The sequence below is a fragment of the Rhodanobacter sp. B04 genome, from assembly GCF_002001125.1.
Taxonomy (GTDB): Bacteria; Pseudomonadota; Gammaproteobacteria; order Xanthomonadales; family Rhodanobacteraceae; genus Rhodanobacter.
This window is the reverse complement of the sequence record NZ_MUNV01000007.1, coordinates 232,724-246,809: the sequence shown is the minus strand read 5'-3', so window position 1 is coordinate 246,809 and position 14,086 is coordinate 232,724. Positions and strand designations below refer to the sequence as shown.

The window sequence follows — 14,086 nt, the reverse complement described above, 5'->3', positions numbered from 1 at the left end:
TCGGAGTATCCAGGCCATGTCCATCCGTCGCCTCATCTTCAAGCGTCTGCCGAATGCCGGTGCAGGCATGCTGTTGACCCTGACCGCCGGCTTGTCCGTGCCGGTGCCGGTGCCCACCACACTGACTGTGGTGACGGCCGCGGTGGCCGCCAGCGCCTTTCTCTCCGAACCGGCCTCGGCGGCTACCGCAGCGGCTACCGGCAGCGTGGAACTCAGTCCGGCGCCGCCGAACCTGACCCAGGCAGTGCCGCCGAACATCGTGCTGACCTTCGATGACTCGGGCTCGATGTCGTCCACCCGCGTGAACGATGCTCCGCCATTCACCACGGATCTTGCCGGTAATGTCACCAACTCTGCTTACGACTGGAGTGGTGGTCCCTGGCGTTGCGCCAATGTGATCGATTCCGATCACCCGTCGGCGACCGACGCCACCTTGCGCGCGCTCGTCATGAACGGCGTCTATTACAACCCCAATGTCACCTATACCCCGCCGACCTACCCGAATGGCAACACTTTTGCCGCTGCAGACGCGACCCTGGCGGCTGTGCTGGTGGACGGTATCGCGGCCAACCGCAAGCTGAGCCCGGCCACCACGGTCGCTGCAGCCTATAACAACAATCCGGAGTTGGATCAGCCAGCCGCTGGCAGCCAGACCAACATCATGGGGCAGGTGCCCATCACCTACGCCACTTCGAGCACGGTCACCTATTACGCGACCTTCGGTACGACCTGCCCATCCAGTTCCGGCAACTCCGTGGTCAGTGCGTGCTCAAGTAACAACTCGTCAGCGGGTAGTTCGAGCGCGGGCTATTACTTTTATACCAAGGGTGCCACCACCACGACTGGCAGCGGCGTCAGTACGGTGTATTCCGGAGCCAACCTCCTGGCTAGAAACACCAGCTCCAGCGGGTACACCAAGACCGTTGTCGTTACAGGCAGCGCAGCCGCGAAGTACTCCACCTGGACGGTCACGGTCACCACGACCTCGACGACTCCCACGTACGGCACCCCCGACAACCGCTGGAAGTGCGGCACAGGCCAAGCGGGCGGGTCTGACACCGCAGATTTTTGGAGCGGCGCCAGTCCGATGGATGGCCAGGCGCATACGTTGAGCGATGGCACCGCGGTCACATATCCGAATGGCGGACCGTACTACTACCGCCTGAAGACCGGGGTGACGGTCAACCTCAACGCGAACAACCAGCCGAGCACGGCGACCGATCTCGCCACCCTCTATACCCCCGGCAACTGGGAGGCGGTGCCGGTGCCGACGACGCAGTACCAGAACTTCGCCAACTGGTACGCGTATTACCGCACGCGCAACCAGATGGCACGTTCCGCGCTGTCGCGGGTGTTTGGGTCGCTGGGCGCAAACATCACGAACGGCACCACCACGACGGGTTATGGCAACAGCATTCGGGTGGCCTGGCAGAACCTCAATACGAGTGCGTACAACCTGCCGTCCAGTTCGATCATCAGCAGCCTTATCGATACCTCGGCCTGTACGTCTGCCTTGTCGAATGCGGCCAGCCCTTCCACGATCCAGCAATCGGGAGCGGTAACCACGGCGCCGGCCTGTTATCGCAGCGCCTTCTACAACTGGCTTTTCCAGGTGCCCGCCAGTGGCGGTACGCCGACGCGAAGTACCGTGGCTGCCGCTGGTGCCTTCTTCCAGCGTGGCAAGAACAATACCGCGGCCACGGGCAATCTGAAGGATCCGTACTGGCAGCCGGCAACGTATGCCGCTGATGGAACTACCGTGGTGAATTCCGCCGCCGAGCTGTATTGCCGGCAGAACTACCACATGCTGGTGACCGACGGCCTGTGGAACGGCAATGGCGATGGTCCGAAGACATCCACGTTGACGGCGGCGGCGTTGGCACCTACCACGGGCACGCTTACATTGCCCGATGGCACGGTGATGCCAGCGACGGGCACAGCGGGTATCAGCTCCATCTATGCACCGGTGCACGACAGCGGGGACAGCGGTTATGCATCACTGTCCGATATTGCTTTCTACTATTGGTCGCAGGACCTGCGCCCGGATCTCTACATTCCGCTGAGCCAGCAGTATGTGACACCGTATATCGCCGACACGACGACCGGTGTGGTTACTTCGACAACCAATTCGGGCTCGAGCGTGGCGGCAGCAAACGTCAACAGCGAGATCTACTTCAATCCCAACAACGATCCGGCCACCTGGCCGCACATGTCCGAATACCTGGTGGGCCTGGGTGTCAATGGTGCACTGAACTATTCGACGGATGTCGATTGCACCGGCGGCACGTCGGATACCTCCGATGCCTGCAATCTGCGCAAAGGCCTGAAAAACTCCTCCGGCTCGATTGGATGGCCGACGCCCAATGGTAATGGCAGCGGCATTCCCGCGAACGTCGACGACACCTGGCACGCGGCACTCGCCGGTCGCGGTCAGTTCTTCAGCGCAGGCAACCCGGCCGACCTGGTGAGCAAGCTGTCGGCGATCCTTGCCAACATCGCCGCCCGCAATGTGCCGGCCGCGACCAGTGCGATCAGTGCCACGGTGCTGACCGGCAGCACGCTGGGCTTCAACACCGGCTACAGCTCGGCTGACTGGAGCGGCGTGCTGCAGGCTTTCATCGTGAACCTGGACGGCTCGATCGGCGCCCTGGCCTGGGATGCGGGTACCCAGCTGAATGCCGCGACGCCGGCCAACCGGGTGATCCTGTCATCCAAATTTACCAGCGCGGGCGCTTTCAACGGTGGCGTGGAGTTCAAGACATATACCAACCTGGACAGCCCCGGGCAGACCCTGATCATGACCCCGGCCAGCACCGGCGCCAACGATACCGGACAGGCCCGCGTCGACTGGCTGCGTGGCGTCAAGACCTCGGAAACCAACGGCACGATGCGCCAGCGTACCAAGCTGCTTGGCGCCATCATCCGTTCGCAGGCGGTGTACGTGGCCTATCCAGCCAGTGGTTACAGCAACACCTGGCCGGCTCTGGCCGATGGCACGGCGGCGCCGGAAACTACGGCGACGACATCGCCGGTGGCCGGTACCGCCGACGTGAGTTACGAGCAGTTCTCCAGCGACCAGAGTGCGCGCAAGCCGGTGGTCTACGTGGGCGCCAACGATGGCATGCTGCACGCCTTCGATGCGTCGCAGAATGCCGATGGCAGCGATACCGCGACGTCGGGCAACGAGTTGTGGGCCTACGTGCCGCGTTCGGTCTACTCCAACCTCGGCAACATGACCCTGCTGAACGGCTTCACGTTTACGCCGACCGTGGATGCCACGCCGGTGACGCGCGACGTGTTCTTCGATGCGGCCACTACCTCGCCTGCGACTACCTCGATCGGCTGGCACACCATCCTGGTCGGTGGTCTGGGTCAGGGCGGTCGGGGCATCTATGCCTTGGACGTGACCGACCCCAATCCTGCGGATACGGCAGGTGTGAATGCGTCGAATGTCGGCAGCAAGGTGCTGTGGGAGTTCAATGCCGGCATGGCGGCGGTGGCTTCGGCCTCGAACGGCTCGGGTGGCACCAACCCAGGCGGCAATCCTGCAGACTTGGGCTATACCTACGGCCAGCCGAACATCGGTCGCCTGGCGAACGGCAAGTGGGTGGTGCTGGTGCCGGGTGGCTATTTCCCCGACTGTACCAAGGGCACCGGTGACCAGCCGGCCAACTGCAGCTCCAACAACACGGTTCCCAGCAGCGGCTCGCCAGCCGTGAACTTCAGCTCCCTGTTTGTGCTGGATGCCCAGACCGGGGCCCTGATCAATGAGATCAAGACGCCGACCAACATCTCCGGCGTGAGCAGCTATGGCCTGTCGTCGCCGGTGCTGGGCGACTACAACAACGACCAGATCGACGATGTGGCGTTTGCCGGCGACCTGGCAGGCAACCTGTGGCGCTATGACCTTACCAATCCTGATCCCAGCAAGTGGTCGGTCAGCCTGGCCTATAAACCCGCGACCCAGGGCGCACAGCCGATCACCGTGATGCCACGGTTGTTCCCTGATCCGGCAACCAACCGCTTCATCGTGGTTTTCGGCACCGGCAAATATCTTGGTGCATCCGACAACACCGCTTCCGGCCTGACCCAGTCGGTGTATGGCATCCGCGACACGCTCACCACCGTCTCCGGTACCACCAACCTGGTGCAGCAGACGTTGAACGAGGTGGCGGGTACCGGTGCGAATGCCGGCAATACGATCGTCGGCATCACCAGCAATGCGGTACCGGTGAGTTATAACGGGTGGTATTTCAATCTGGTGGCGAACGGTGAGCGAGTAGTGGTGACGCCGGGTGCGTTGTTCGATACCAACCGGGCGGTGATCACGACGCTGATTCCGAACAACAGCAACGGTTGCGCATCCAACAACACCGGTGCGTTGCTCATAGTCGATGCGACGACCGGCGGTGCGGGTGATGGTGTGCCGGTGGGGCCGTCCAGCTGGACCAGCGGAGGGGTGACCTTCAAAGCGGTCGGTGGCCTTGTCAACAATCCACCTACCGGTGGTACTGTGCCGGTCGCTACATCGATTGGTGGTGGCCAGCTGCTGTTCCCGGGCACGACCTTGACCGGCGGCGGCACGCTCACCGGCGACGACTCGATCTGGCGCCGTCGTTCATGGCGGGAGTTGAACAATGACCAGTAAGGCCGGCAAGGGGATACGGGCTATGGCAGCTGCACGCGGGTTTACCTTGCTAGAGCTGATGATCGTGGTGGCGATCATCGCGATACTGGCGGCGATCGCGATTCCGGCTTACGGGCGCTATGGCTACCGCGCCCGCCGGCCGGATGGCCAGCAACTGCTGCTGCAGGTCGCCAATGCGGAGGAGCGTTACTACGCCACCAACAATCAGTATGGCGCCCTCACCTCGATGGGTTATACCGACCCGGCGCCTACCGAAAAGGGCTATTACAGCGTGACTGTGACCGTCACGGCGGATCCTGCAGGCAACAGTTCGGCCGCGTTTACCGCGACGGCGGCGCCAGTGGCAGGCGGTTCGCAAGCCAAGGATGACTGCGGAGCGCTCAGCATCACCAATGCCGACGTGAAATCCTCCGTGGGCACCACCACCAACGGCAGCTGCTGGTGATGCCCATGACCCACAAGCCAACCGGTCAGCATGGTTTCAGCCTGCTTGAGCTGATGATCACGATCACCGTCGCGGCGATCCTGCTGGCGATTGCCGTACCCAGCTTCCGCGATGCGATCCACCGCAACGAAGTCAGCGCAGCCAGCAACAACTTGCTGGCGAGTTTGGCCTATGCCCGTACCGAGGCGATTGATCGCGGCCAGCTGGTGTCGATGTGCCCCAGTACTGACGGCTCCTCCTGTACACCAAGTGGGCAGGCATTCGACCCTGGCTGGATCGTCTATACCTACCCGGCAGGTGCAGTATCGGCAAACCAGGCCCCCACAGCGACATCGATCGTGCTGCGTGCCACCGGTGCCCAGACCGGTGTGTCAGTTCAATCCCTTGGCACCAAGATCATCACGTTCGGCCAGCAAGGCCAGCTCGATCCCGCCGGCACCACGCTGACTTTCATCACCTGCTATCGCGACAGTGGTACAGGTGCGGGCACCAGCAGTAGCACGGTGCCCGGTGTCCAACTGGCAGCGGGGGCCGCTGGCAGTGTGACGTCCTCGACCATTTCGGCTGGCGCCTCCTGCACGCCTTGACCCACATGGTCCTTGCCGAATTTCCCTGTGGCACGGAACGTCAGGTCCTGAGGTTGGCGGTTTCCGCAGGACGAGTGTAAAGGCGTTGCCTGACGTGCCGATTCTTTGACCTGATTCACAGGCTGCATGAATGCGCGGCCTGCCATCAGCATGCGTGGATGGTCGTGCGTCCAGCAGTCTTATCAGGGATGGGTGCATGTTCATGCGCCAACTGCCAGACAAAGCATGACTGACCAGAGTCGGATCGTTGAAGATGCGCGCTACCGCTCGTCGGCTTTTTGCTACCGCTCATCCGCAAGTTATTGACGTAATAATTTACGATGTTACGTTGCAGAGAATCTCAACGAGGGACTCTGCATGCATCGTCGGTCGGGTCAGCGCGGCGTTTCATTGATCGAAGTGATGATGGCCGTGCTGATCTTCAGCATCGGCCTGCTCGGACTGGCCGGCCTGCTGGTGATGGCCACCCGATCCAATCATGCGGCTTATCTGCGCACGCAGGTGACCTTCCTGGCCGGCAGCATGGCCGACCGCATGAGCGCCAATCCGGTCGGCGTATGGAGCGGCAGCTACAACTCGTCCAGCTATCCGGTCAGTGCCGGTACGGCAGCCAATGCCGACTGCAGTGCGGGCTGCACGCCTGCTGCGCTGGCAAAGTCCGACCAGGGCAGCTGGAGCCGACAGCTCACGACCTTCCTGCCCAACGCCAAGGCCAAGGTCAATTGCGATGCCAGCAATGCCGGCTATGCGCCGGCGGCATGGATTCCACCCTCGGCAAGCACCTCGGCTCCGGCGGCCACGCCAGGCCAGATCGGCATGCGCCCGCCTTACGGGGGCACCTGCAAGATGCGCATCCAGTGGAGCGAGCAGGGCACAGGTGACAAGGATCATCGCGTCGCACAGGTGCAGACGTTCGACTGGGAGTTCCAGCCGTGATCGCGATGACAGGTTTCCAACGGCGCCGACAGGCCGGCGTCACCTTGATTGAGCTGATGGTGGCGATGGTGCTGGGGCTGATCGTGGCGGCCGGCATCGTCACGGTGTTCACGTCGACCTCCAAAAGCAACCGTGCGCAGAACCAGCTGGCGCGCCTGCAGGAAGAGGGGCGTTTCGCCGTCACCCGACTCAAGGCTGACCTGCGCATGGCCAACGGCCAGTACTGCACCAATTCCGGCGGTGTCGCCAAGGCTGCTGCTGCATCGCAGGTGTACCTGGATGGCCTGCGGGCGCCGAAGGTGTATGCCAAGAACCTGACCACGGCGATGGCCGACGTGACCACCGGCTGGAGCACCAGCAGCGGCGGCAATACCTATCCGGCAGCCCCGTCGTCGCCTTATTCGTTCCCGTCCTATCTGTCCATGCGTGGCTACGAGTGCGGCCTCACCAGCAGCACCTGCAAGCCGCTCGATCCCTCCAGCATTCTCAGTCCCGGCATTCCCGCCATGGGCCAGGCCGTGGGCAATCGCGTCATCGGCACGGCCGTGCTCACGGTGCGCTACGTGAATGCCGCGCGCGGCTGGGCGGTGGTCGACAGCGGTGTCGCCGGCACTCACCTGGTGGTGGACGCCGCCAGCCCCAATGCGATCCAGAGCATCACGCTGGGGCAGGCCACTTCCAGCGAGCCATCGACAGCGGATTTCGTGGCAGGTGATCTTGCCATGCTGGCCGATTGCTCCAATGCCCAGGTGTTTGCCGTTGCCAAGGCCGGCAACACACTGACGCCCGATCCAGCCGCCAACCTTGCCATCCCCGCGCCGCAGCAGCCGCTGTCGGCGCCGAAGGTGTTCGATTTCAACCGCGACTACCAGACGGTCACCTATTACGCGAAGGTGGTCGACGACGGCAACGGCCAGAGGACCGGCGCGCTGATCCGCCGCGTCAACGGTGGCGCCGGCAAGCCAGGCGGTTCCGAGGACGAACTGGTGCGCGGTATCGAGCGGCTGGATTTCCGCTATGGCGTGCAGGACGCCGACGGCAAGATCCGCTACCTGTCCGCCGGCGATGTCGACAAGGCCACCGGCATCAATTGCCCGCCCACGGAACCCAATGCCATTACCTCCACGGGATGCCTTTGGCGTGCGGTCAGCAGCATCGAGGTGAGCATGGTCATGGATGGCCAAGTTCCGCTGTACACGCTTACCGCCGCCGAACTGGCCTACAGCTACGGCATCGACAAGCTGCCCAAGCCGGTGGCGCCGTCGGCACACCCGATCAAGCCGACCGACCAGGGTTTCGTGGATCAGCTGATCCGTCGCGAATTCACCGCTGTCGTGTCGGTGCGCAACTTCAACCCGTGATACCGCGGCTGGCGGCATGCCGCCCTGTCGTGAACCGGAGTACTCCATGATGCAGGTACGTTTCCTTCGACCTCGGCGACACACGCAGCACGGCGCGGTGCTGGTGGTCGCGCTGATCTTCCTGCTGTTGCTGACCATCCTGGCGATGAGCGCCTCGGGGCGATCGCTGCTGCAGGAGCGCATGGCCGGCGGCCTGCGCAATGCGCAGATGGCCGAGATCAGTGCAGACACCGCCTTGCGTGGCGCGGAATGGACGCTGTGGACCAGCACCTCGAAACTCACCGCGACGCCACTGTTGTGCGGCAGCGGCGTCCTTTCAGGCAGCTGCTATCGCTACGACCCGGCCAATGCCGCCGTCTACGGCAACGCCGGCACGGTAACCAAGTTCCGTACCAGCCCCACCTGGATAGCCACCGGGGCGCAAACCCACCGCGGCCCGGGCAACAGCGTCAACTACACCGTGCCAAGCAGCGGCTACGAGACCGCCAGACTTGCCAACAACCCGGTCTACCTGATCGAGGACATGGGCGTGGAATTGCCGCCCGGCGTGAGCAGTGCGCTGCACGAGTCGGGCTCCACCGGCACCGGCAGCGGCGGCGTCGGCAGCACCAGCCGCCATGTCTACCGCGTCACTGCCCGTGCCACGGGCGGCGACAAGAACACCATGCGCGTGCTGGAAAGCACGTTCGCCGCCAAGAGCAATTGAGCCGGAGCATCCGCACCATGCGTATCCGTCATTTCGTATCTGGTTCCAGGTGTGCCGCTGCGCTTGGTTTCACGCTGACCATGCTTGGCGGGCTGTCGGCTCCCTTTGCGCCGGAAGCCGAGGCGCAAGGCGCTCCCGTCCTGGTGCTTTCCGCCTTTGCGGCGGCACCTGCCGCAGCAAGCACGGCACCCATTGCCGCGGTGGAACTCAGCCCCACACCGCCGAACGACACCCAGGCCGTGGCGCCGAACATCGTGGTCACCTTCGACGATTCGGGGTCGATGGCCAGTAATTACATGGGCGATCTGCGCCCATTTGACGATGGCGGTTGGACGGGGCAATGGCGTTGTGCGGGCGTGATCGATCCGCGGGTCACCGACACCAACAACATTCTCGCGAGTGCGATGAATGGCGTGTACTACAACCCCAATGTTCTCTATACACCGCCTGTAAGGGCGGATGGCACGGTGTTTCCACAAGCCGACAGCGCCTTGAAGGTCGTGCCCCAGGACGGTATCGGGGTAAATCGGCCGTACAACCAGAAAACGCTGGATGCTTCGGGTGGTTACAACGACAACCCTGGTGGGTCGTTCGATACGACCGCGGCGACCGATCTGACCGGCACGAAGCAGACATTGACGCCTGGTACCGGTTGGTACTGGAACGGAGTGGGTACCTACACGACGTATGCCAACTGGGTCTACGGCACTTACCCCTCGGGAAGCGGGTGGTATTCCACCAATGCGAAGGGCACCAGGCCCAGCAAGACAAATGAGCTTACCAATGGCGCCTACCCCACGACCAATCTCGGTGACAAGCGCTGGAAATGCGGTTACGACTCCACATCGCCGATGGATAGCAGCAAGAAGGGGCCCGATGGCAACGCTTATCCGGATGGCGGCCCCTACTACTACCGCCTGAAGTCGGGCACCACGATCGCGGTGGATGGCTATGGACGTCCCACTACCGGCACGGGAGGCGGCCAGAAGACGCTCTATACCGCAGCGAATTGGGAGGCTGTGGCAGTCACCAATACGAATGTCACCATCAATGGCGTGACGGTGAACCAGTGGCAAAACTTCGCCAACTGGTACGCCTACTACCGCACGCGCAACCTGATGACGCGCACGGCGCTGTCGCGGGTCTTTGGCGGACTGGGCAGCTCAACACCTGCCGGTGGCTACGGCAACGCGTTCCGCGTGGCGTGGCAGAACCTGTATACGAGCGGCACGTTCAACCTGCAGGACAGCACGATCATCACCAGTCTGCTTGACCTGAACTCGCCGGCCTGCAATGCGGGTTCCACCAATCCTTCTGCCGTTTCGCTGCAGACCACGACACCATTCAGGACATCGCCAAACTGCTATCGCAGTGCATTCTTCAACTGGATCTTCGGAGTGAATGCGACCAGCGATACGCCGGCCCGTGCATCGGCGATCCGTGCCGGCAAGTTCTTCCAGCGCGGTTACAACAGCGCGACCAAGGTGGGCAATACCGGCGCCAGCGGCGATTTGCATGATCCATATTGGGACCCTCCGCAAAAAGCCGGTGCAGATGGCAGCGAACTGGTATGCCGGCAAAACTTCCACATGCTGGTGACGGATGGCTACTGGAACGAGAGCAATCCGGCACTCCCGGCGGGCTTTGCCGATGCACAGACAGCGCTGACCTTGCCGGATGGCACGAGGTATGGCGTGACCGCCGCCGAGTCGCGCGTGTTCTGGGATGTGCAGGGGACGAAACTTACTTCATCGCAGGCCAATATCGCCTTCAACTACTGGGCCACGAATCTTCGTCCGGATCTCTATGACCCGACCAACGGCAAGATCGTGCCGCCTTACATGCCCGACACCACGACCGGTGTGGTCACTGGGGCAACTTCGGCGGCGCTGGAGAAATATTTCAACCCGAACAACGACCCCGCCAACTGGCCACACATGGTGGAGTACATGGTCACCTTGGGTGTGCCTGGCAAGCTCACTTATTCCAGTGATGTCGATTGCACCAAGAGCTCGAGCAATGACATATGCGCACTGCGGCGTGGGCAAACCAACTCCACCAACAAGACCGGTTGGACGACGCCTGCCAACAACGCAGCAGAGGGCATCGACGACACCTGGCACGCCGCGATCAACAGCCGCGGTGCCTACTTCAATGCCGGTAATCCACAGAACCTGGTGGACCAGCTCAGTTCCATCCTGACCAATATCAGCGCACGCAGCGCGCCGGCCACCACCGGTGCCGTCAACACGTCGGTACTGGTGCCGGGTGCGCTTGGCTTCAGTACGGGTTACAGCTCGGCCGATTGGACCGGTACCTTGCAAGCTGTCGCGGTGGACACGGATGGCACGACCGGCACGGCCGCAGCGTGGGATGCCGGGGCAATTCTCGATGACGCCAGCAAGACGCCGCCGGCCACGCGATCCATCTTCACGGCGAAGGCGGCGGCCGATGGCAGCTTTGCCGGCGGTGTCGAATTCAAGACCTTCACGGCTCTGGATGCGGCCGGGCAGACCTTGCTGAGCGGCTCGCCGGCGAGCGTCGACAGCGGCAGCAACGATACCGGCCAGACACGCGTGGACTATCTGCGCGGCGATCGCTCCAAGGAGGGCACCACCTTCCGCCAGCGTTCGCACCTGCTGGGGGCCATCGTCGGCTCGCAGGCGCTCTACGTGACCTATCCGTCCAGCGGCTACCGCAACACATGGCCGGCTGGCTCACCCGAGCAGGCAGCCGTGGATGCGGACAACGCGGCTTGTGGTTCGTCCGTACCGTCGAGCTGTCACAGCTACGAGTATTTCGTGAAGGATCATCTGGCGCGCAAGCCGGCGGTCTACGTAGGTGCCAACGACGGCATGCTGCACGCCTTCGATGCATCGCTGTACGAGGACACGTCCATGTCGCCCAGCGTGATCAGGCCCGCGGCGGGTGCAGGCAAGGAGCTGTTTGCCTACGTGCCGCGCTCGGTCTACGCGAATCTCGGCAACCTGACGACGCGAAGCAATTTCAAGTTCATGCCGACCGTGGATGGCGCACCGGTGAGCCGTGACGTGTTCTTCAGCACGGATACCACCGCGCCGGTGGCAACGTCGAAGGGCTGGCACACCATTCTCGTGGGCGGACTGCGCCTGGGTGGACGTGGTGTCTATGCTTTGGACATTACCGATCCGGCGGCGATGGGTGCCGGCAAGGTATTGTGGGAATTCAATGCCGACCTGCCGGCCGTGGCCGGCGGCAAGCCATCCAACCTGGGCTATACCTATGGCCAGCCGAACATCGGCCGTCTGAACAACGGCAAGTGGGCGGTCTTGATACCGGGCGGCTATTTTCCGGATTGCAGCAAGGCGCCGTTCACCGCCGCCAACTGTGCTACCCCGGCCGCTGCCGCGAATGCCTTCAGCTCGCTGTTCGTGGTGGACGCGCAGACCGGCAAGCTGATCCGCGAGATCAAGACCTCCGATTCGACAGCGAGCGGCACGGTGGTCAGCCATGGCCTGGCGACACCGGTGCTGGGCGACTACAACGACGATCAGATCGATGACGTGGCGTTTGCGGGCGATCTGGACGGCAACTTGTGGCGCTTCGATCTCAACGACGCCAACCCGTCCAACTGGGCGGTCACGCTGGCCTATCAGCCAGGCACGGCGCTGGCCGGCAAGCAGCCGATCACCTCGATGCCGCGCCTGTTCGGCGATCCGGCCACCAACAAGTTCATGGTGGTGTTCGGTACCGGCAAATATCTGGGCGCCAGCGACAACACCAGCGGCAGTTCGGCGACGCAGGCGGTCTATGGCATCCGTGACATGGGCTCGATCGCCACGCCGTCGGGTCTTGTGCAGCAAACGCTGAGCGAGAAGACGGCGGCCGACGGCAAGACTGTTGCCCGCGGCCTCACCAACTACCCGGTGGGAACGGACAAGCAAGGCTGGTATTTCAACCTGGGTCCGAGCACATCCTCCGCGGGCGAGCGCGTGGTGGTCACGCCCGGTGCGCTGTTCGACACCGGACGCGTGGTTATCCAGACCCTGATCCCGGGTACCAACGATCCCTGCGATGCCAGCATCCAGGGCGCGATCATGGTGGTGAACGCGGCCACGGGTGGTTCGAGCGGTGGCCTGAGCGGCCCGGCCGTGGCGGGTTGGGACGGTACGGGAGCTGGCGATACGTCGGTGGTCGGCGGCCGCGTCAACAATCCGCGCACCACCGGTTCCGTCCCGCTGGTGACGACGATCGGCGGTGGCACGGTGCTGATCCCAGGATTGAAATTGTCCGGCAGCGGCTCGGTACTCAACATCAACGATGCCGTCTGGCGTCGCCGCTCATGGCGGGAGCTGAACAATGATTGACAAGCATGGAACACGACGGGGCAGGCAGTGCGGCTTCACCATGGTCGAACTGATGATCGTGGTGGTGATCATTGCGGTACTGGCGGCCATCGCGATTCCCGCCTACGGGCGTTATGCCTACCGCGCACGCCGCCCGGATGGCCAGCAGCTGCTGCTGCAGATTGCCAATGCGCAGGAGCGCTACTACGCCACCAACAATCAGTACGGTGCCCTGACCTCGATGGGCTACAACAATCAGGCCATCTCGGAAAAGGGCTATTACTCGGTGCAGGTGAACGTGGTGGCTGACCCGGCAGGCAACAGCTCGGCAGCGTTCGTCGCGACGGCGACACCGATAAGTTCACAGGCCAAGGATGTTTGCGGCGCGCTGTCGATCAGCAACACCGGCGTCAAATTGCCGGCGGCAAGCGACGCCGGCTTCAACGCCAACGGCAATTGCTGGTGAGTGCCATGAGCCACGTGCCGACGACCCGCCAGCAAGGTTTCAGCCTGCTCGAACTGATGATCACGATCACCGTCGCGGCGATCCTGCTGGCGGTCGCCGTGCCCAGTTTTCGCGACGTGATCCATCGCAACCAGGTCAGTTCGGCCAGCAATGCACTGCTGGCGAGTCTGGCGTATGCCCGTACCGAGGCGATTACCCGCGGGCAGCTGGTGTCGATGTGCCCCAGCAGCACCGGCAATTCATGCGCTGCAGGCGGCCAGGCATTCGATTCGGGCTGGCTCGTCTATACCTATCCGGCAGGTGCTGCCTCGGCGAACAAGGCGTATGACGCTTCAGCGACCTTGCTGCGCGCTACCGCGGTGCAGGCCGGTGTATCGACCCAATTCCTGGGCAGCGCCGTCATCACGTTCGGCCAGCAAGGCCAGCTCAAGCCCAGCGGATCCATGCTGAAATTCGTGACCTGCTATCGCGATAGCGCAAGCGGCGATGGCCTCAGTACCGCCGCGGTGCCCGGCAATGCGCTGGGCGTGACTGCATCGGGTAGCGTGCAGACCTCGATGGTCGCAGCAGGTGCGTCCTGCACGCCGAGCTGACGGCGTTGAATAACCTGCT

General features: G+C 63.1%; 9 protein-coding genes. All 9 read left to right on the top strand.

The annotated features are described in order from the left end of the window. The first annotated feature begins 16 nt into the window (after window positions 1-16). Window positions 17-4,648 (top strand): PilC/PilY family type IV pilus protein, encoded by a 4,632-nt coding sequence (locus tag B0E46_RS05760; protein WP_077554818.1) that lies wholly within the window; start codon window positions 17-19, stop codon window positions 4,646-4,648. Between the two features lie 22 nt (window positions 4,649-4,670). Next, the gene (locus tag B0E46_RS17875) at window positions 4,671-5,093 is read left to right on the top strand and encodes a type IV pilin protein (RefSeq protein WP_168171141.1); all 423 of its coding nucleotides are present in this window, start codon (window positions 4,671-4,673) and stop codon (window positions 5,091-5,093) included. A gap of 5 nt (window positions 5,094-5,098) precedes the next feature. Next, entirely contained in the window at window positions 5,099-5,680 is a 582-nt protein-coding gene (locus B0E46_RS05750; RefSeq protein ID WP_168171140.1) for a GspH/FimT family pseudopilin, read from the top strand. 357 nt (window positions 5,681-6,037) lie between these two features. Further along, window positions 6,038-6,616, top strand: coding sequence for a type IV pilus modification protein PilV (pilV, locus tag B0E46_RS05745; protein WP_077554815.1), 579 nt, complete (start codon window positions 6,038-6,040; stop codon window positions 6,614-6,616). A gap of 5 nt (window positions 6,617-6,621) precedes the next feature. Further along, complete coding sequence (locus B0E46_RS05740) at window positions 6,622-7,977, top strand: PilW family protein (protein WP_254425068.1); 1,356 nt, start codon at window positions 6,622-6,624, stop codon at window positions 7,975-7,977. Between the two features lie 46 nt (window positions 7,978-8,023). Beyond that, window positions 8,024-8,683, top strand: coding sequence for a pilus assembly protein (locus B0E46_RS05735; RefSeq protein WP_168171139.1), 660 nt, complete (start codon window positions 8,024-8,026; stop codon window positions 8,681-8,683). A 17-nt stretch (window positions 8,684-8,700) separates the two neighbouring features. After that, the gene (locus tag B0E46_RS05730) at window positions 8,701-13,029 is read left to right on the top strand and encodes a PilC/PilY family type IV pilus protein (protein ID WP_077554812.1); all 4,329 of its coding nucleotides are present in this window, start codon (window positions 8,701-8,703) and stop codon (window positions 13,027-13,029) included. Beyond that, window positions 13,022-13,474, top strand: a complete 453-nt coding sequence (locus tag B0E46_RS05725) for a type IV pilin protein (protein WP_077554811.1) — start codon at window positions 13,022-13,024, stop codon at window positions 13,472-13,474. The genes B0E46_RS05730 and B0E46_RS05725 overlap by 8 nt, the downstream gene beginning before the upstream one ends. 5 nt (window positions 13,475-13,479) lie before the next feature. Further along, the gene (locus B0E46_RS05720) at window positions 13,480-14,067 is read left to right on the top strand and encodes a GspH/FimT family pseudopilin (RefSeq protein WP_139350440.1); all 588 of its coding nucleotides are present in this window, start codon (window positions 13,480-13,482) and stop codon (window positions 14,065-14,067) included. Window positions 14,068-14,086 lie beyond the last annotated feature (19 nt).

What these genes read in the sequence shown, in the direction of transcription:
- B0E46_RS05760 (WP_077554818.1), top strand. Translation starts at nt 17, where the DNA reads ATGTCCATCCGTCGCCTCATCTTCAAGCGTCTGCCGAATGCCGGTGCA.
- B0E46_RS17875 (WP_168171141.1), top strand. Translation starts at nt 4,671, where the DNA reads ATGGCAGCTGCACGCGGGTTTACCTTGCTAGAGCTGATGATCGTGGTG.
- B0E46_RS05750 (WP_168171140.1), top strand. Translation starts at nt 5,099, where the DNA reads ATGACCCACAAGCCAACCGGTCAGCATGGTTTCAGCCTGCTTGAGCTG.
- pilV (WP_077554815.1), top strand. Translation starts at nt 6,038, where the DNA reads ATGCATCGTCGGTCGGGTCAGCGCGGCGTTTCATTGATCGAAGTGATG.
- B0E46_RS05740 (WP_254425068.1), top strand. Translation starts at nt 6,622, where the DNA reads ATGACAGGTTTCCAACGGCGCCGACAGGCCGGCGTCACCTTGATTGAG.
- B0E46_RS05735 (WP_168171139.1), top strand. Translation starts at nt 8,024, where the DNA reads ATGATGCAGGTACGTTTCCTTCGACCTCGGCGACACACGCAGCACGGC.
- B0E46_RS05730 (WP_077554812.1), top strand. Translation starts at nt 8,701, where the DNA reads ATGCGTATCCGTCATTTCGTATCTGGTTCCAGGTGTGCCGCTGCGCTT.
- B0E46_RS05725 (WP_077554811.1), top strand. Translation starts at nt 13,022, where the DNA reads ATGATTGACAAGCATGGAACACGACGGGGCAGGCAGTGCGGCTTCACC.
- B0E46_RS05720 (WP_139350440.1), top strand. Translation starts at nt 13,480, where the DNA reads ATGAGCCACGTGCCGACGACCCGCCAGCAAGGTTTCAGCCTGCTCGAA.